The 17017-nt window shown below is 71.4% G+C and carries 13 protein-coding genes; 6 read left to right on the forward strand and 7 right to left on the reverse strand.

The window, feature by feature from the left end; all coding sequences use genetic code 11:
• Positions 1 to 52: 52 nt before the first annotated feature.
• Positions 53 to 727 (forward strand): DUF4386 domain-containing protein, encoded by a 675-nt coding sequence (locus ACFWJ4_RS11255; RefSeq protein WP_380542004.1) that lies wholly within the window; start codon positions 53 to 55, stop codon positions 725 to 727.
• 132 nt (positions 728 to 859) lie between these two features.
• On the opposite strand, the gene ACFWJ4_RS11260 is transcribed toward ACFWJ4_RS11255, so the two are convergent.
• On the reverse strand, positions 860 to 2068 hold the full coding sequence (locus tag ACFWJ4_RS11260) for an FAD-dependent monooxygenase (RefSeq protein ID WP_380542007.1): 1209 nt from the start codon (positions 2066 to 2068) through the stop codon (positions 860 to 862).
• 125 nt (positions 2069 to 2193) lie between these two features.
• On the opposite strand from ACFWJ4_RS11260, the gene ACFWJ4_RS11265 reads away from it, so the two are divergent.
• Positions 2194 to 3189: a TetR/AcrR family transcriptional regulator C-terminal domain-containing protein gene (locus ACFWJ4_RS11265; RefSeq protein ID WP_380542010.1), complete on the forward strand. Its 996-nt coding sequence runs from the start codon at positions 2194 to 2196 to the stop codon at positions 3187 to 3189.
• A 28-nt stretch (positions 3190 to 3217) separates the two neighbouring features.
• Here the strand turns inward: ACFWJ4_RS11265 and ACFWJ4_RS11270 are convergent, their stop codons facing one another.
• On the reverse strand, positions 3218 to 4183 hold the full coding sequence (locus tag ACFWJ4_RS11270; RefSeq protein ID WP_380542012.1) for an NAD(P)-dependent alcohol dehydrogenase: 966 nt from the start codon (positions 4181 to 4183) through the stop codon (positions 3218 to 3220).
• A gap of 100 nt (positions 4184 to 4283) precedes the next feature.
• On the opposite strand from ACFWJ4_RS11270, the gene ACFWJ4_RS11275 reads away from it, so the two are divergent.
• Together ACFWJ4_RS11275 and ACFWJ4_RS11280 are read left to right on the forward strand one after the other, a co-directional pair.
• Complete coding sequence (locus ACFWJ4_RS11275) at positions 4284 to 4964, forward strand: TetR/AcrR family transcriptional regulator (RefSeq protein ID WP_380542015.1); 681 nt, start codon at positions 4284 to 4286, stop codon at positions 4962 to 4964.
• Positions 4965 to 5109: 145 nt separating this feature from the next.
• Positions 5110 to 5580 (forward strand): hypothetical protein, encoded by a 471-nt coding sequence (locus ACFWJ4_RS11280; RefSeq protein WP_380542018.1) that lies wholly within the window; start codon positions 5110 to 5112, stop codon positions 5578 to 5580.
• Positions 5581 to 5791: 211 nt separating this feature from the next.
• Here ACFWJ4_RS11280 and ACFWJ4_RS11285 read toward each other — a convergent pair whose 3' ends face one another.
• The 5 genes from ACFWJ4_RS11285 to ACFWJ4_RS11305 form a co-directional block, all read right to left on the reverse strand.
• Positions 5792 to 6493, reverse strand: a complete 702-nt coding sequence (locus ACFWJ4_RS11285; protein ID WP_380542021.1) for a uridine kinase — start codon at positions 6491 to 6493, stop codon at positions 5792 to 5794.
• A 251-nt stretch (positions 6494 to 6744) separates the two neighbouring features.
• A complete protein-coding gene (locus ACFWJ4_RS11290) occupies positions 6745 to 7242 on the reverse strand; it encodes a phosphoribosyltransferase (RefSeq protein WP_359904705.1) in 498 nt (165 codons plus the stop codon).
• A gap of 184 nt (positions 7243 to 7426) precedes the next feature.
• Positions 7427 to 9883, reverse strand: coding sequence for an FtsX-like permease family protein (locus ACFWJ4_RS11295; protein ID WP_380542024.1), 2457 nt, complete (start codon positions 9881 to 9883; stop codon positions 7427 to 7429).
• The gene (locus ACFWJ4_RS11300) at positions 9877 to 10608 is read right to left on the reverse strand and encodes an ABC transporter ATP-binding protein (RefSeq protein WP_380542056.1); all 732 of its coding nucleotides are present in this window, start codon (positions 10606 to 10608) and stop codon (positions 9877 to 9879) included. The genes ACFWJ4_RS11295 and ACFWJ4_RS11300 overlap by 7 nt, the downstream gene beginning before the upstream one ends.
• Positions 10609 to 10856: 248 nt before the next feature.
• Complete coding sequence (locus tag ACFWJ4_RS11305) at positions 10857 to 11786, reverse strand: LysR family transcriptional regulator (protein ID WP_380542027.1); 930 nt, start codon at positions 11784 to 11786, stop codon at positions 10857 to 10859.
• A 98-nt stretch (positions 11787 to 11884) separates the two neighbouring features.
• Here ACFWJ4_RS11305 and ACFWJ4_RS11310 point away from each other — a divergent pair, with 98 nt between their 5' ends.
• Positions 11885 to 12376 (forward strand): GNAT family N-acetyltransferase, encoded by a 492-nt coding sequence (locus ACFWJ4_RS11310; protein ID WP_380542030.1) that lies wholly within the window; start codon positions 11885 to 11887, stop codon positions 12374 to 12376.
• Positions 12377 to 12656: 280 nt separating this feature from the next.
• Positions 12657 to 15893, forward strand: a complete 3237-nt coding sequence (locus tag ACFWJ4_RS11315) for a fibronectin type III domain-containing protein (protein WP_380542059.1) — start codon at positions 12657 to 12659, stop codon at positions 15891 to 15893.
• The last annotated feature ends 1124 nt before the right edge of the window (positions 15894 to 17017 follow it).

Genomic DNA, 17017 nt, shown 5'->3' on the forward strand with positions numbered 1-17017 from the left:
TGAGGTGTACGGCGTACACCTCTTCCCGCCTCCACGGCCGAAGGAGCCCCAAGTGGCCTCACCGAGAACCCTCGCGACAGCGACGGGCACGTGCTTCCTCGTCACCCACGTCACCTCGATCGGCGGGCTCGTCCTGTACGGCCCGATCCTGAAGACCGCCGACTACGTGCTCGGCGCCGGCCCGGACACCCAAGTGCTCCTGGGCGCCCTGTTCGAGGTGCTCCTCACCATCGGCATCGTCGGCACCGCATTCGCGATGTACCCCGTCGCCCGCCGGCACGGCGAAGGCCTCGCCGTCGGGTACCTCGGCCTGCGCACCCTGGAAGCCGCCGTCATCGCCGTCGGCATCGTCAGCCTGCTGGCCGTGGTGACCCTCCGCCAACACCCGCCACAGGGAGCGGACAGCGCCTCGCTCCTCACCGCGGGGAAAGCCCTGGTCGCCGTCCACGACTGGACGTTCCTGCTCGGCCCCAACTTCATCTGCGGAGCCAACACCGCGGTGCTCGCCTGCCTGCTGTACCGCTCCCGGCTGATACCGCGCTTCATCGCCGTACTGGGGCTCGTCGGCGGCGCGCTGATCTTCACCTCCGCGATCGCCGTCCTGTTCGGCCTCTACCCGCAGGTCTCCGGGCCGGGGATGCTCGCCGCCGTTCCGGTCTTCGCCTGGGAGCTGTGCCTGGCCGTCCGGCTGATCACCAAGGGATTCAACCCGACGACCGCCTCCTGAGCGTGCCGTCGCACTGTGACGCCCGTTTCTCACGCCTCCCGGGTGTCCGCTTCGCACGACACCGGAGGCACGTGTGAGGACCTCCGCCCCGGGCCTTGCCGCGTCCTCGACGGGCCCTGTCGAGGACTGCCGTCAGACAGTGCCCACGGCCGCGGCGGCCGCCGCCGACTCGGGTGACAGCGATGCGCCGTAGTCGCGCAGCCGGATCGGGGTGGTACGGGTGCACTCGGGTGCCTGGGCGGCCAGCATGTCCAGAATCTCCTGGGTGGGGGCGGGCATGAAGAACCGCTCTGCGCCCTCGCGACCCAGGGCCTGGTGCTCCGTCACGTAGCCGCGCATCTCGCGCTCGTACGCGGCGAAGGCCCTCGTGTGGTCACCACCGGAGGCGGCGAGTTCGCCGGCCAGGATGTACGCGCCGATCAGGGCCTGCGAGGTGCCGCGGCCGGAGGTCGGGCCGGCGCAGTACCCGGCGTCGCCGAGCAGCACGACCCGCCCCTTGGACCAGGTGTCCATCTCCACCTGGGCGTTGGCGTCGAAGAAGAAGTCCGATGCCTGCGCCATCTCCTGGAGCAGGCGTGGGATCTCCCAGCCGTCGTCCGCGAAGCGTTCGGCGATGATGCAGTGCTGCCCGGCGCGGTCGTGGCGGTCGTACTCCAGATGCCCGGCGGCGAAGTGGAAGGCGGCGCGGGCCTCGCTGTTGGCGCGGGCGGTGAAGATGTTGGCGGCCCTGCCCGGGGCGGCGTGGAGACGGCCGGTGTTCTGCAGGCCGAGGTAGTTGTCCAGGCCGAAGATGGCGGTGTAGATGCCGAGGTGGCGCACGAACTGCTCCTCGGGGCCGAAGGTGAGCGCCCGGGTGCGCGAGTGCAGGCCGTCGGCGCCGACGACCAGGTCGAAGCGGCGGGGAGCGCCGCGCTCGAAGGTGACCTCGACGCCGTGCTCGTCCTCGGTCAGGCTCGCGATGGAGTCCCCGAAGACGTACTCGACGTCGTCGCGGGTGGCCTCGTACAGCATCCTGGTCAGATCGCCCTTGAGGACCTCCAGGTCGCCCGCGAAGATCACGGCCGGCAGGGTCGCGTACTGGCGGCCCTCGGCGTCCACCATCGCCGCGTCGCCCATCTCGGTGTCCAGCTCGCGGATCCGCTCCAGCAGGCCCATCCGGTCCAGCACGTCCAGGGCTTCGCCGCGGAAGTCCACCGCGTAGCCGCCCTCGCGCACCGCTTCGGCGCGCTCCACCACGGTGGGGACGAAGCCGTGGCGGCGCAGCCAGTGGGCGAGCGCCGGGCCGGCCACGCTGGCGCCGGAGATCAGCACGGTGCGGGTGGTGGTGGTGTTCTTGGTCATCCCGGGTTCCTCTCTCAGGTCTGTGCGTACAACGTATGAGGCTCAAGTCCGCCTGTGAAGTGCGAAGATCGAGAAGGAACCCTAGTGCGCTAGGCTTCATGCACTAGTACACCAAGGAGTGCATCATGTCGGTCTTGCCGCCGTACGCGAGGATCGCCGCCGAACTGCGGCATCGCATCGAGGTCGGTGAGCTGCGTCCGGGTGACCGGGTGCCCTCCACGCGGGCGGTCACGCAGCGGTGGGGGGTGGCCATGGCCACGGCGACCAAGGCACTGGCGGTCCTGCGGCAGGAGGGTCTGGTCCGGGCGGTGCCGGGGGTGGGGACCGTGGTGTGCGCCGCCCCCCGTGCGCCGCGGGCGGCCCGAGGGGCGGCCGACCGGCGCACGGAGGGGCCGTCGGAGGAGTCGGCGGCGCGCCGACGCCTGGTGCTGGCAGGAATCGCGATCGCCGACGCGGAAGGGGTGGCCGCGCTCACCATGCGGCGGCTGGCCGCCGAACTCGGCACCTCGGCCATGTCCCTGTACCGGCACGTGCAGAACCGGGACCAGCTCCTCGCGCTGATGGTCGACGCGGCCTACGCGCAGTCGCCGCTGCCGACCCCGGCCCCGCCGCACTGGCGGTCCTGCCTGGACCTCTCGGCCCGGGCACAGTGGCGGCTCTACCAGGAGCACCCCTGGCTGGCGGCCACGATGAACCTCGCCCGGCCGCTGCTCGCACCGAACGGCATGCGCCACATCGAATGGGCCCTGGCGGCGCTGGAGGGCCTCGGCCTCGACGCCGACACCCGCATGCACGCGGCGGTCTCGCTCTTCGGATTCGTCCGGGGCTGCGCGGTCGACCTCGCGGCGGAGCAGGCGGCGGGTCAGGCCAGCGGTGTCACCGGCGATCAGTGGATGCAGGTCCAGGAGGCCCGGATGGCCGCGCTGCTGTCGGACGGCACCTTCCCGGCGTTCACCGCCGCCCGCACCGACCCCGGCCTGGGCCTGTCCGCCGAATCCCTGTTCACCTTCGGCCTCGACCGCCACCTCGACGGCTTGGCGGCCCTCATCGCCACCGCGGGCGACCGGTCGAACCTCGGCGGGACGAGCGGCGCGGTCGGCAATCTCCAGTGGGACCGGTGAAACCTCGCCGAGACGGGACAGCAGGGTCCTACGCGACCCTGACCACGTACTTGCCCCGGACGCCGCCCGCCTCCAGCGCCCGGTGCGCCGCCGCAGTCTCCTCCAGGGGGAAGACCGTGTCCACCGCGGGGCTCAGCTTGCCCTCGGCCACATGGCGGGCGAGGTCGTCGAAGTCCGCCCGCTTGGGGTCGCCGCTGAAGTAGCGCACCCGGCCGGGTCCGTGGACCGTACTGGCCGCGAGGTAGCCGAACGTCGCAGCGGGCCGATTCGGGTCGAAGGCGATGGTGACCATGCGTCCGCCGGAATCCAGTAGGCGCCGGAAGGCCCGCAGGTCGGTCCCCGCGGTGTCCAGGACCACGTCGAAGCGGCCCAGTTCCGCCGGCCGCGCGGTCCGGTGGTCGACGGCCTTGTGCGCGCCGAGCCCGCGGACGAAGTCCAGGCCGGCCGCCCGGGCGAGGGCCGTGACCTCGGCGCCGTACGCCCGTCCGAGCTGGACGGCGGCGTTGCCGACACCGCCCGCCGCGCCCCGGACGAGGAGCCGTTCGCCGGGGCGCAGCCCGGCTTTGTCCCGCAGCGCGGTGATGGCCGTGGTGGCCACCGGCAGCGCGGCGGCGTCCACCGGGTCAAGACCGTCGGGAAGGCGGCCGACCCGCTCGGCGGGCACGGCCACGTACTCGGCGGCGCTGCCGAACCCGGAGGTACGGCCCAGGACCCCCCATACGCGGTCGCCGGCCGCGAACCGTGCGACTCCGGTCCCCAGTTCGGCGACCTCGCCGGTGAAGTCCAAGCCGACGCGCTTGGGGAATGTCCGGCCGCTCAGGAGGCGCAGACGGCCGGCACGGACCGCCAGTTCGCCGCCGTTGACGCTGAACGCGCGCACCTTCACGAGGACCTCGCCGCGGGCCGGCTCGGGGCGAGGCACGCGGCCCGTGTAGAGCACATCGGGGCCGCCGTAGCGGTCGTAGAGCACTGCCTTCATCATGCGGTCGTTCATCGTTCCGCCTTTGCCGCCGGGAGCCGTACGGGATCTGGCACCGACCGTAAGCTCTCAAGTGGACGCAATCGTCCGCTTGGACCGGAAGCGAGAGACAGTGATGGCGGAATCCTCTCGGATCACAGCCCGGGACGGGATGCGGGCGGACGCCCGACGCAACCGGGAGCGCGTCCTCGTCGCCGCCCGTGCGGTCTTCGCGGAGCACGGGATCGACGCCCCGATGGCGACCGTGGCCCGTCGGGCCGGGGTCGGCGTGGCGACGCTGTACCGGCATTTCCCGACCCGGGACGCTCTGGTGCGGGGCGCGTTCGCGCAGCAGATGGAGACCTGCGCACGGGCTCTCACCGAGGCACTGGCCGCCCCCGACCCGTGGCAGGGCTTCCAGCAGCTGATCGAGACGGTCTGCGCTCTGCAACGGGAGGAACGCGGGTTCCCGGCCGCGTTCGTCACGGCGTTCCCTGAAAGCACGTCGGAACACGCGCAGTCCCGGCACCAGGCCGAACGGGACTTCACGACCCTGGTACGCAGAGCACAGGCGTCGGGCGCGCTGCGGGCCGACTTCCACCCTTCCGACCTCGTCGTGGTCCTGTTGGCACACGGCGGCCTGGTGACCGCCCTGCCGGATGACGGTGCGGCCTCCCGGCGCCTGGTGGCCTATCTGCTCCAGTCGTTCCGCACCGGCACGGCCGACGAACCGCTGCCTCCGCCGGCCGCGCTGACACTGCGCAGCCTCCCGATCGCAACGGACAGTTCCCAGGGGCAGCGGCCCACCAGAGCCTGACCCGAGACGGAACCTGCCGCAGGGCACGACCGTCGGCCGTGCTGCACGGTGCCGTCTGCGGTGCCGTGCACGCCGCCGTGCTCGTGCCCGGAGGTTCTTCCGAACCCGACAGCCGGAAAGCGGCCGTCGTGCAAGGATCGTCGACATGCGGAGCTTTCGGACCGAGGCTGCAGGCCTTGTCTCAGTTGAACGTTCGCAGTTCGGGTTGTGGGAGGAGGACGAGTTCGCCGAGGACGGCAGCTGGTTGGAACTGCCACTGGCTGCCGGGACTCCGGGAGTCACACTGACCGACGGGGCGGTCAAGGTCCGCAGTTCGATTCGGGAGCACTATGCGGAGGTGACCCTCGAGTTGACCGACCGTCCCGTGCGTCCGGAGGGGTTCAGCCTCCTTGCCAGGGTTCCGTACAGGTCGCGGACGGGCCGCATCGACGTGTGGACCCTCTTCTCGGGTCCTGCCGATGTGGCGTTGGAGTTCGAACTCGAAGGAAAGCCGCGCGATTTCACGCTCAGCGTGTTCTGGGCACGTGCAGATGATTCGGACGATCGGATGAGCGCGGACCTGCCCCGTGGGGTGGAACGGTTCCGCTTCGCGTTCGCGCCGGTGGCGGCGGAATGAACGGCAAGGAAGACGTACGGCGTCACCGGATGTCGGCTGGTCGGCCACCGGTCGCCGCCGGTGTGGTCGGCCTGCGGCGCGCCCAAGGTCCGTGTCGCACATCACATCGAGATTCTCAAGATTTTTTGCCGGTGCGGCCCTCGCTCGGGCTTGCAGGTAGAAGACCTTGATGTTGTTCCTGTCGCGTCGGTGATCATGAGGGCTTCCTGCCTCAGTGGCCCCTGACGAGAAGCTTGGCTCTGGTCTGGGGCCACGTGGTGTGCACGTAGTGATCCTCGGCGGCGCGCCAACGCCCGATCCACTCCTCGGGGTTCTCGCCGCGTGCTCGCACCCGCTGCAGGCAGACACCTCGCGGGGTGTCGACGTAGGCGGTGAAGTGGTAGTAGTGGGCCAGCTCCGGGCGGGCGGAGTAGACCCCTTCGACGATCACCACGGTTCCGGAAGCGATCTCGCGCCAGGCCCCGAGCTGTCCGGTGGTCCAGTCGTAGATCTGATAGCGGGCGGCCCGGTCCTGCCGCAGCGGGATCAGGACCTGGTCCCGGAGGCGTTCCCAGTCGAAGTAGCGGTGGTAGCCCTGTTCCGCGTCGAGCAGCTCCCGCTCGCGGTCGGGCATCGGACGGTAGAAGTCGTCGACGTGGACGATGACGGCGCCGTCGAGGTGTCCGGCCACCGCGGCAGCCAACGTCGTCTTGCCGGATCCTCCGGTGCCGTCGATGGCGACGATCCTGGTGGCCCCTTGGGTCCGGGACAGCTGCAGGAGGCCGTCGGCAACGTCCTTCGCTCGCTCCGCCACGTCCACGAGTTGCTGATGCGTCCGCAGCTCGATGGTCCGCGCGGCGCTCGACAGCACAATCTCCTGTGCTTCCCCGAGGCCGGCTCCCAGCAGTTCCCGGGTGACGGCGATCGAGTCCACGAACCTCCTGAAGCGCACCCCGCGACCAGCGCCAAGGCGCCCGCCGCCACCCCGGCGATCCGCACGGCCCTCATCCGCACCGCCCTCATCCGCGCCCCTCTCCCGGTTCGTACAGCCCCCCATTCCTACCCCACGAACCGGGAAGCGGCGACGGCCGGGAGCCCTGCCCCCGACCGCCGCCGCCCTGGATCCGCTGTTGCTCCCGCCCGATCCCCGGCGGCGTCCCGACCTGCGACGCGTACCACCTCCGATCAGGCGTCGAGCACCTGGCCGTCGCGCCTGACGACCGGTCCTTCCGTCGACCACGGGAACTCGATCCAGTCGTCGGTCCTCTTCCACACGTACTCGCACTTCACCAGGGAGTGCGACTTCTCGTAGATGACGGCGGACCGGACCTCGGCGACATGGTCGAGGCAGAAGTCGTGCACGAGCCGCAGTGTCTTGCCGGTGTCGGCGACATCGTCGGTGATCAGGACCTTCTTGTCGGTGAAGTCGATCGCGGCGGGAACGGGCGCCAACATGACGGGCATTTCGAGAGTGGTGCCCACGCCCGTGTAGAACTCGACGTTCACCAGGTGGATGTTCTTGCAGTCCAGCGCGTACGCCAGACCGCCCGCTACGAACACCCCGCCGCGGGCGATGCTCAGGACGAGGTCGGGTTCGTATCCGTCGTCGGCGATCGTCTGCGCGAGTTCGCGCACCGCCTGCCCGAAGGTCTGGTAATCCAAGGTCTCGCGCACATCAGTCACGGCGACCAGTGTCCTCGGCCCTCGGCCGGGCGGCGAGTACCGGCACGCTCAGGAGCGGAAGTGTGGTGTTTCACACCTCGGTCGCACACTCCGGGCCGGGCCGGGACCGGGCCGGGACCGGGCCGGAAGGGCCGTGCCCCACTCCGGGATCCCCTACTCCCTGGTGCCCCACTCCCGGATCCCCTTACTCCCGGATGCCTGCGGCCTCGATCGCCCGGAAACGGGTCGCACGCGAGGCCGCTCCCCACGCGGTGATCACGGTGACGAGGGCGCAGAGCGCGACGGTCCCCAGGACCTGCGTCCACGGGATCACCGTCGGCGCCGAGGTGACGAGTTCGCTCAGCGAAAGGTGCTGGGTCACCGCGACGAGCCCGGTCGCCACGGCCGCGAGCAGCGTGCCGACGACCACCGCCACGGCCGACTCGGCCACGGCCACCTTCGCGATCTGGCCGCGCACCGCGCCGGCCAGCCCGAGCAGGGCGAACTCCCGCCGGCGCCCGGCCATCGCCATGATCAGGGTGTTGGCGACGGCGATCAGCGCGTAGGCCAGCGCGATCCCCAGGATGATCACCGCGGCGTTGTCCGTCTGCTCGGCGGCGCGTGCGCGCTGGGCCTCCAGGTAGGCGTCATGGGTCATGACGTGCGCGCCGGAGCCGGCCAGCGCCTGGTTCACCGCCGCCGTCTGCTGTTCGTCGAGCGGCCGGCCCGGGCCCGTCCGGGAGTCGAGGTAGACCCGGTTCGGCGTCACCGCGCCGGTCAGCGACGCGGACAGGTAGGTGTCGTCGCCGTTCAGGCCGCGTGCGACGACCGCCGCGACGACGGTCGGCACCCGAGCACCGGTCGGCAGCAGCGTGACCACCTGGTCCCCCACCGACAGACCGTCGGACCGGGCCGCGTGCTCGTCGATGACCAGGAAGTTCTCGGGAAGCGAGGTGAGGGAGCCGGAGAGCACGGGCGGCGTGACGGTCGTGCCCAGCGCGGACGCGGGCACGGCGTTCGTGCTCAGCGAGTCGATCTGGTCGCCCTTCGCGGTGCCGATCCGGATGTTCATCGAGGTGATCGGGGTGACCCGGACCCCGGGCACGGCCGCCAGCTTCTCCAGCGTCCGCGCGTCGATCCCCGGGCCGCCGGGCACCACCACGTCGGCCGCGTGGATCTCCTGCTGCTGGCGGGCGAGCACCACCGCGTCACCGGACTTCTGCACCGTCAGCAGGGTGGCGACCAGTCCGACGGCCACCACGATCGGCGCCACCGTGGCGGCCGTACGCCGCCGGGAGGTGAGGATGTTCTCGCGCACCAGCAACGGGCCGGCCTTGGCCGAGCCGCGCAGCGGGCCGATCAGCGCCCGGGTGACCGGCCGCAGCAGGATCGGTGCCAGCAGGGTGACCGCGCCCACGTACAGGACCGGAACGGCCTCGTACTTGCGGGCGCTGGCCGCCAGGTACGGCTCGGTCCGGGCGATGACGATCCCGAAGGCGACCGCGCCGATCAACATCCCGATCCCGAGCAGCCAGCGGATCGGCGTCATCCCGCGGCGCTCCACCGCGCTCTCGCGCAGCACCTCGATCGGCCGGATCAGCGAGACCCGGACCAGGGTGGCGGCCGAGCCGGCCAGCGCCGCGGCCACGCCGATGACGAAGGAGAGCAGCAGCGGCAGGGGGTTGAAGGGGATGGTGAACCAGGACGGGGCCACGTTGTGGTCGAGCATCCAGGAGCGCAGCGGCACGGTGCACAGTGGGGCGAGGACACAGCCGACGACCGCCGCCGCCAGGCCGATCAGCAGCGCCTCGCCGAGCACCATGCGCCGCACCTGCCGGGGTGCGGCGCCCACCAGCCGCATCAGCGCCAGTTCTCGGCGGCGCTGCTCGGTGGCGAAGGCGAAGGTCGCGATGACGACGAACACCGCGACGAACACCGCCAGTCCGGTCGTACTGCCCGCCATCGCCTGGGCGTTGGCCAGCGCCTGGGCGCCGCCGGTGGAGTCGGCGTCGAGCCGGGTCAGGTCGTCACCGCCGAGGACCACGGCCCGGCCGCCCACGAGAGCGGACAGCTGCTGCGCGTTCTGGTCGGCGACCAGGGCGTTGACGCCGGGCGACAGGCGCTGGGCCTCGGCATCGCTGAAGAAGACGGCGCTCTCGAACCAGAGCGCGTCGGTGACCCCGACCACCTGGTAGCGGCCGGCGTTGTCGGAAGTGTCGGCCTGGCCCTGGCGCCCGATCAGTGCCCGCTCACCGCCGCCGACGACGATCTCGTCCGGGGCCTGCGGCGCGCGCCCGGCCAGCAGGTGGTAGCCCGCGAAGGCGGCCGATGACCAGGGATGGCCGGTCGTCCCCCCGGGGCCGGGGTTCAGCCGTACCGGGAAGCTGCGGTCGGGTGTGGCGTTGCCCGAGGCGGTCACCTTCGTCACGACCTCGGCCGGCAACACCGCCGGGGCCTTCATCGCGCGCCCCTCGAAGCCCTGCGGTGCGACCACGACCCGGGCTTCCTTGAACCGCTGCGGCCCCGGGTGCGGCGTGCCGAAGGTGGCCGCCAGGGTCAGCGTCATCATGCCGATCATCGTCGTGCCGAGCGCGAGGGCGAGGAAGGCGCCCACGAAGCCCACCAAGCGGTGACGCAGGGTGGCTACGGCGAGCTTCAGCACGGGTTCGCCCCGCTCCCGCCGGGCTCCAACGCCGCCATCCGCAGCGCCACGGTCTCGGCCGTCGGCTCGAACAGCTCGCCGGTCACCCTGCCATCGGTGAGGAAGAGCACCCGCTGCGCGTACGAGGCCGCCACCGGGTCGTGCGTGACCATGATCACCGTCTGCCCGTGCTCCTCGACGACGCCGCGCAGCAGCGCCAGGACCTCCCGCGCGGTACGCGAGTCCAGCGCGCCGGTCGGCTCGTCCGCGAAGATCACTTCGGGCCTGGCCACCAGCGCACGCGCGATGGCGACCCGCTGCTGCTGCCCGCCCGACAGCTCGGCGGGCCGGTGCCCACCGCGCTCGGCCAGGCCGACCTCGGACAGCCCCCGGTCGATCGCCACCGGGTCGATCGGACGCCCGGCCAACCGCATTGGCAACTCGATGTTCTGACGAGCCGTCAGTGATGGGATCAGGTTGAAGGACTGGAAGATGAAGCCCATGTGCTCACGGCGCAGCTCGGTCAGGGCACGCTCGGAGAGCTCGTGCAACGGCGCGCCGTCGAGCAGGACCTGGCCCGCGTCGACCCGGTCGAGGCCCGCCGCGCACTGCAGCAGCGTCGACTTGCCCGAACCCGAAGGGCCCATGATGGCGGTGAAGGTGCCCGTCTCGAAGCCGACGTCCACCCCGTCGAGCGCCCGCACCCGGTTGTCGCCGCGGCCGTACGTCTTGTGTACGGCGGTCAGGCGGACGGTGTCACCCGCCCTCCCCGCGCCGACGGAGGCCGGGCTCGAAGCCCGTACCGGTAGTGCCTTGTTCCGGAACACTCGCTCGCCTTCTCCATCGGGGCATCGGTCGGGGCATCGGTCACCCGCCGCACCGACGCTAGGGCCGTTCGGGGCATCCACACCTCCGGACTGCCCCTGATCTCACCCCTGAGGAACCCCCGAGGAACCCCTGACCCGGGCAGACGGCGGCCGCAGGGCCTGACCACTCAACAGGCCGACGCGGCACCGTCGTTCGACCGTTGGCCGCGGCTCGCCACGGATTCGGACACCGCGGTGAACGCCCGCACGAGGGGACGGTCGTCTCCCCGGCGGGTGGCCAGGAGGACCCGGCTCACGGCGGGCGGCCCGTCGAGTTCGAGGCGCCGTGCGCCCGCGGGGAGCAGCGTGGTGGCGCTGTGGGGGGCGATGGTGACGCCGAGGCCGGCGGCGACGAGCATGATGATGGTGTGCCAGTTGGAGCACTCCTGGGCGACCCGGACGTCGTTGCCGGTGTCCCGGATGGGCTGGGTGTTCACGTCGAAGGCGTGGGCTCCCGCCGAGCGCGGGAACAGGATCAGGGGGTCGGCGGCCAGCGCCGCCGCATTCACCCGGCCGTTCCCGGCGGCGGGGTGGTCGGTGGGGACGACCGCGACGAGGCGTTCCGTTGTCAGGAGGGCGAGGTCGATGTCGTCGCGTTCCTCGGCGTCCCGGACGATCCCGATGTCGGCGGTGCCGCGTTCCAGGGCCGTCAGGACGTCGACGGTGAAGCCGTCGTGCAGCCTGACCTGGACGTCCGGGCGGCGGTGGGAGAAGGCGCGGAGGCGTTCGCTGACGATCGCGGTGGCGGAGGTGATGAAGGCGATGTCCAGGCGGCCGGTCTCGCCGCGGCCGACGCGACCGGCCTCGTCGAGGTCGGCGGCCAGCCGGCCCAGCAGGTCCCCGGCCCGCGGCCGGAACGTCGCTCCCGCGTCCGTGAGGCGGACGCTCCGTGAGGTCCGCCGGAACAGCTCGACGCCGACGATCTTCTCCAGCTGTCTGATCTGCTGGGACAGGGCCGGCTGGGCGATGTGCAGCCGCTGGGCGGCGCGGCCGAAGTGCAGTTCCTCGGCCAGTGCCAGGAAGTACCGCAGATGGCGGAGTTCGATTCGCTGATCCATATCTCCAGCCTATGGATGGCGGCCGATGTGTGTATTGGACACCTGGGTGGGCGGAGCCGGAGGCTGACGTGGTGCCGTTCAGGGAAGGAACCCGCCTCATGCCGTACGCCTCCGCCCCGACCGTGGTCTCCCCGATCGCGTCGCCGAGCGACGCCGACGCGTTCCGCACGCTGAACGAGGAGTGGATCTCACAGCTGTTCACCCTGGAGGAGAAGGACCGGGCCGTGCTCGGGGATCCGTTCGGCCGCATCGTGGGCCCGGGCGGCGACGTACTCCTGGCCCGCGAGCCGGAAAGCGGCACCGTGGTGGGGTGCGTGGCGCTGCTGGCCTACCCGGACGCCGTGTTCGAGCTGGCGAAGATGGCCGTGACCCCCGCCGCGCGGGGACGCGGCATCGGCCGCCTGCTCGTGGCCGCGGCGATCGACCGGGCCCGGGCGCTCGGCGGGGCCCGGCTGTTCCTCGGCACCAACAGCAAACTGGCCACGGCCGTCCACCTCTACGAGGACGCCGGGTTCGTCAGGATCACCCGCGACCGCCTCCCGGTGGCCGACTACTACGCCCGCGCCGACATCCTCATGGAACTGGCCTGAGGCACCGATGCGGGCGCCCTGTCCGACCGGAGCCGATCGCGGGGAACGCCCCGCGTGGCGCTCCCCGCCCTCCCGTCGGCACTGTCACCGCCCGCCGGCGTGGATCCCGGCCGATGACCTTTGCTACGTCGATCGAGGGAGGCTCGACGACGCCGACTTCGGTGCAATTGCGCTCTGCTGAGGACGGTTTGGTTCCGTTTCCCGGTCGGTAGATTCCGGCGGGGCCCGCCGGGCCCGGTCCCGCGGACCCGTGTGTGCCGCGGGCGGAGAGGCATTGAGCATGTGGCATTCGAAGACCAGGGCCGGGCGCTTATCCGGCCGCTCGGTGGTGGCCGTGGCGATCGTGCTGGGGCTGGGTGCGGGATCCGTGGGAACGGCCGGGGCTGCTCCGTCGCCCGCGCGGGCGGGCGCCGCGGCCCGGGCCGTGCAGACGCCCCTGATCGATTCCGTGCAGCCGTTCGCCACCGGCACGGTGAGGGTGACGGTCACCCCCGGGGACACCGCCCAGGAAACGGTGGCGCACGTCGACGTATCGGCGTACGCGCTGGACGACGACGGCAACGCGACCGGTGCGCCGGTCGCCACCGGCACGGTGCCGAACCCGGACCCGGCCAACGCGCCGGTGGTCGAGATCGGCGGTCTGACCAACGACGTCAGCTACGCGTTCAAGGCCACCGAGACGACCGCCGGGGGCATCGTCTCCGACGTGTCCCCCGCCGTCATCGGCGGCCCGCAGACTCCCAAGGCGCCGCTCGCTCCCACCCTGGCCACCGTCCTGGGCCGGGACGGCAGGCTCCTCGCCTCCTGGAACCCCGCCCATCCCAACGGCTCGCCGGTGACCGGCTACACCGTCACCGCGACCCCGAACGGCCCGGGCGCCGGCGCGACCGTGAGCGTGGCGGGTGACGTGCTGAGCACCGCCGTCACCGGGCTGGTCAACGACAGGTACTACTTCGTCTCGGTCACCGCGACCAACGCGGTGGGGATCGGGCCGGCCGGCGTCTCCGACAGCCAGACCGTCGGCGCCAACGACAACGGCACCGTCAGGACCAGGCCGGCCTACACCGCCGGCGCACCGCAGGACGTGTCCGCCGCTCCGCCGCCGGTCGCGGCGGACGGCAGCCAGCCCGATCCGACCTCGCTCAAGGTGACCTGGGACGAGCCGCTGGACGACGGCGGCAACACCGTCACGAGCTACGCCGTCGACGCCACCGCCCCCGGCCACCAGCCCGTCACGGTGACCGTTCCGGCCGCCACGAAGCAGGCGACGCTGACCTCACTGGCCCCGGGCGTCGAGTACGCGATCACGGTCACCGCCCTCCAGCAGGACGGCGCTCGCGGCACGACCAGCGCCGTGGCCAAGGCGGCACCCGCCCCGACCCTGGCGCCCGGCACCGTGATGCTGTCCGCCGCCTCGGCGGCGGCCGTCACCGGCGTCACCGGCACCGGCGTGGTGTTCACCGACCCGCCCGCGCAGGTGACCGGCCTGAAGGTGAAGAACATCATCGTGGTCGGGGAGAGCACCAACCCGCTGCTCCACGACGGCCTGTTGCGCGTGGTGGAGAAGATCAGCACCGCCGGTGGCGTCGTCACCCTCACCACCAGTCAGGCCGCGCTGGAACAGGCCTTCCTGGCACTGGACTTCACCGCCACCGGTAGCCGGCTGACCACCGGTTCCGACGGCTTCCGGGTCAAGATGCTCAACCCCGACCTCCAGGCGTCGGTGGCCTCCCAGACCTCCGGTACGGTCGCGAACAAGACCTTCACCCTCGACCTGGCCGAGAAGCTCACCAACGATCCCAAGATGAAGGAGCGGCTGGGCAACAACACGTCGGTCACCGCGAAGCTCACGGCGGCATTGAGCCTGAACGTCGACTGGTCGGCCACCGCCGGGCTCGAACGCGATCCCAGCTACTACAGGGCGGATCCCCGCGGCTACACCCTCACCGCCGACTTCAGCGCGACAGCGACCGCCAAGGCGTCGATCGAGGGCGAACTGGGCATCGCCTACAAGCACGAGACGCGGCGCGATCCGCTGCTGACCATCAAGCCGGCGACCTGCGTGACGGTGTACGCGGTCGTGCTGTGCCCCTCGCTGACGGTGTACACCGAGACCTCGATCGACGGATCGATCAAGTTCTCCTTCTCCGCCTCCTACGAGCGGACGATGGGCGGCAGGATCAACCGCGACAACACCGGGACGGTCCACAGGACGGACCTCACCAAGGACCCCGTCACCAAGTTCGACTACTCGCTGAACGCGGCGGCCAAGGTCAACTTCGCCTTCCCCGTGGCGCTCGAAATCCTCGTCTACAACCTCGTCGGCCCGAGGCTGGAGATCACGCCCGCCATCGAGGTGACCGCGGACACGTCGGCCAATCCATGGCTGACTGTCAAGGCGCCCCTGAAGGTCGCACTGTACTTCGTCATCGACTTCAAGGTCGCCAGCATCTCCGCCGGTGGCGAGTTGTACAACAAGACCTTCGACCTGTACGCGGCGTCCGGCCCCTTCCCCGGGCCGACCCTGTCCAGCGGCGCGGCCCTCGCCCCCGACGCGCGGAGCGCACCGTCGTCCGAGAGCCCCACCGCGGCCGCGGCCCAACAGCACCAGTACACCGTGACCTGGCCGGCCGGATGCGACCCCGCCCAGGCGGTCACCTGGTCCATGGCACCCGGATCGCTGGGCACCGTCGACCAGAGCGGCCTCTACACCCCGCCGCACCCGCGCCCCGGCCAGTACGTCGACCTGGTCACCGCCACCACCACCGGCACGCCCACCTGCCCGCCGGCCACCGTTCAGGCGGCCGTCCACCACGGGGCGAGCCTGCCGGGTGCCCCCAAGAAGCCCGCGATCAGCCCGGACGGCTCGACCGTCACCTGGACCGCTCCCTCCGACGGCGGCAGCGCCATCGAGGAGTACGTGGTGACCGTGGACCACGATCCCAGCAACCCTGCCGGCGCCGAAACCGTCCTGGGAACCGTGCCCGGCACCTCGACGTCACTGACCATCCCCGCCGACCGCGTCGCGCAGATCGAAGCGGACCATGCCAGGGTGCAGGTCACAGCGGTGAACAGCCGCGGGCAAGGCCCCGCCTCCGCCCTGTCACACCCCGCCCCGTCCACCAACCTCCTGCCCTTCGTGGCCCCCGCGAAGGGAACCGCGAACGGCGGCACCCTCCACGTGACGCCCCACATGGTGAACGTGGGCGAGAACGATGCCACGAACGTCCGCTACCAGCTCAGCTACCCCGAGGCCTTCACCAGCCCCACCAAGCCGTCCACGTGCACCGTCGACACCGCGCAGCGGCTCCTCACCTGCGACATGACGGACATCGCCGCCGGCCACCAGACGATCACTCCGCTGATCTCGTTCACCGTCGGCCGGCTGACCCCGGGCACCGGCTACCCGCTGACCATGACCCGCCTCTCGGCCAGCCCCTACCCGAGCGACCCCAACAACGGCACCATGACCCTGCTCTGCACCGCCGACACCTCCGGAGAGGTCACCTGCGCCTGACGGTTTCGAGCGGCACGGCACCGAGCCGCCGGTGCCGGTCGGACCGAGGCCTGCCTCGGTCCGACCGGCCCGTCGTCGCCGTTCACCGGTTCACGTGGACGTCGCGGAACGCACGACCTGCCCGCCGGTGCCCACATCCGTGAGGTGCCCCGGGGCGACCTGAGGATCGCCCCCGGCGCTGGGGCCCGACCACGCCCCAAGGGTGCTACGGCCGCTGCCGCCCGCCGTCCTGGTCGTCGCACCGGGACGGCGGGCAGCGGCTTCGCGGGTGGGAGTCACGCCCCGCAGTTGGTGTGCCGCCGGAGTACTTCCAGGTCGTTGAACACGCCGCCCCAGGTGACACACGCGCCCTTCGCGTATATGTAGACGGGGCCGGCGTGGTTTGCCCCAACTGCCGTGCGGCCGGTTCCGGCTCCGCGCCGGCACCGTCGCGTCGAACCGGGCCTTGCTGGTCACTGTTCGCGGTTCGGAAACGAGCGTGGTCGCGGCCGATCACCACGGGACGTCCGAGGCCCGGCCGACCAGGGGCACGGTCCCGTCGCAGTGCGGAGCGAACTGCGCGACGGTGACGGCGGGCATCCGGTGGTTCAGGTGAAGGGACCCAGGTCCTGTCCGGTGAATCGTCAACCAGTGCGTCGGCCGCCCCGGTGCGGCGAGCACGACCGCGCCCACACGACGACGGCGACCACGGTGCGCGTACGGCGGACGCATCGAACGGACACGGGCATTCCCTCTTCTTGCTCGGGACCGACATGGCCCGAGCATCCCCGCCCGACCAGCTGACCCGGCTGCTGCGCGACACCGTCCGCTCCGGCGCCTCCTGTCCCTACGACCCCGACCCCACCCGCCCGGTGACCTGGCTGCTCGACCCACCGAAACCGGGCCGCACGGACACCTTAAGGACCCCCCCGCCATCGAACACCGCCGCACCTATCCCGCAGGGCCTCGCGGCCAATGCGGATCACGCGACCGTGCAATCATCAGCGCCAATCCGGTGAATTTTCGCGCTCACAGCACCGGAGCCGATGAAACGACGAGCACCAACTCGCTCTGAGCATTTCACGAATGGAACGCACTACGGGCATGCACCGTGTCCCGCCGACCAGCGGGACACGGTGCATGCC

It is taken from the genome of Kitasatospora sp. NPDC127067 (genome assembly GCF_042724755.1).
Classification (GTDB): Bacteria; Actinomycetota; Actinomycetes; order Streptomycetales; family Streptomycetaceae; genus Kitasatospora; species Kitasatospora lactacystinica.

Bases quoted from the DNA above. Each gene is read 5' to 3' on its own strand.
- ACFWJ4_RS11260 (WP_380542007.1), bottom strand. From the start codon at position 2,068: ATGACCAAGAACACCACCACCACCCGCACCGTGCTGATCTCCGGCGCC.
- ACFWJ4_RS11265 (WP_380542010.1), top strand. From the start codon at position 2,194: ATGTCGGTCTTGCCGCCGTACGCGAGGATCGCCGCCGAACTGCGGCAT.
- ACFWJ4_RS11270 (WP_380542012.1), bottom strand. From the start codon at position 4,183: ATGAACGACCGCATGATGAAGGCAGTGCTCTACGACCGCTACGGCGGC.
- ACFWJ4_RS11275 (WP_380542015.1), top strand. From the start codon at position 4,284: ATGGCGGAATCCTCTCGGATCACAGCCCGGGACGGGATGCGGGCGGAC.
- ACFWJ4_RS11280 (WP_380542018.1), top strand. From the start codon at position 5,110: ATGCGGAGCTTTCGGACCGAGGCTGCAGGCCTTGTCTCAGTTGAACGT.
- ACFWJ4_RS11305 (WP_380542027.1), bottom strand. From the start codon at position 11,786: ATGGATCAGCGAATCGAACTCCGCCATCTGCGGTACTTCCTGGCACTG.
- ACFWJ4_RS11310 (WP_380542030.1), top strand. From the start codon at position 11,885: ATGCCGTACGCCTCCGCCCCGACCGTGGTCTCCCCGATCGCGTCGCCG.
- ACFWJ4_RS11315 (WP_380542059.1), top strand. From the start codon at position 12,657: ATGTGGCATTCGAAGACCAGGGCCGGGCGCTTATCCGGCCGCTCGGTG.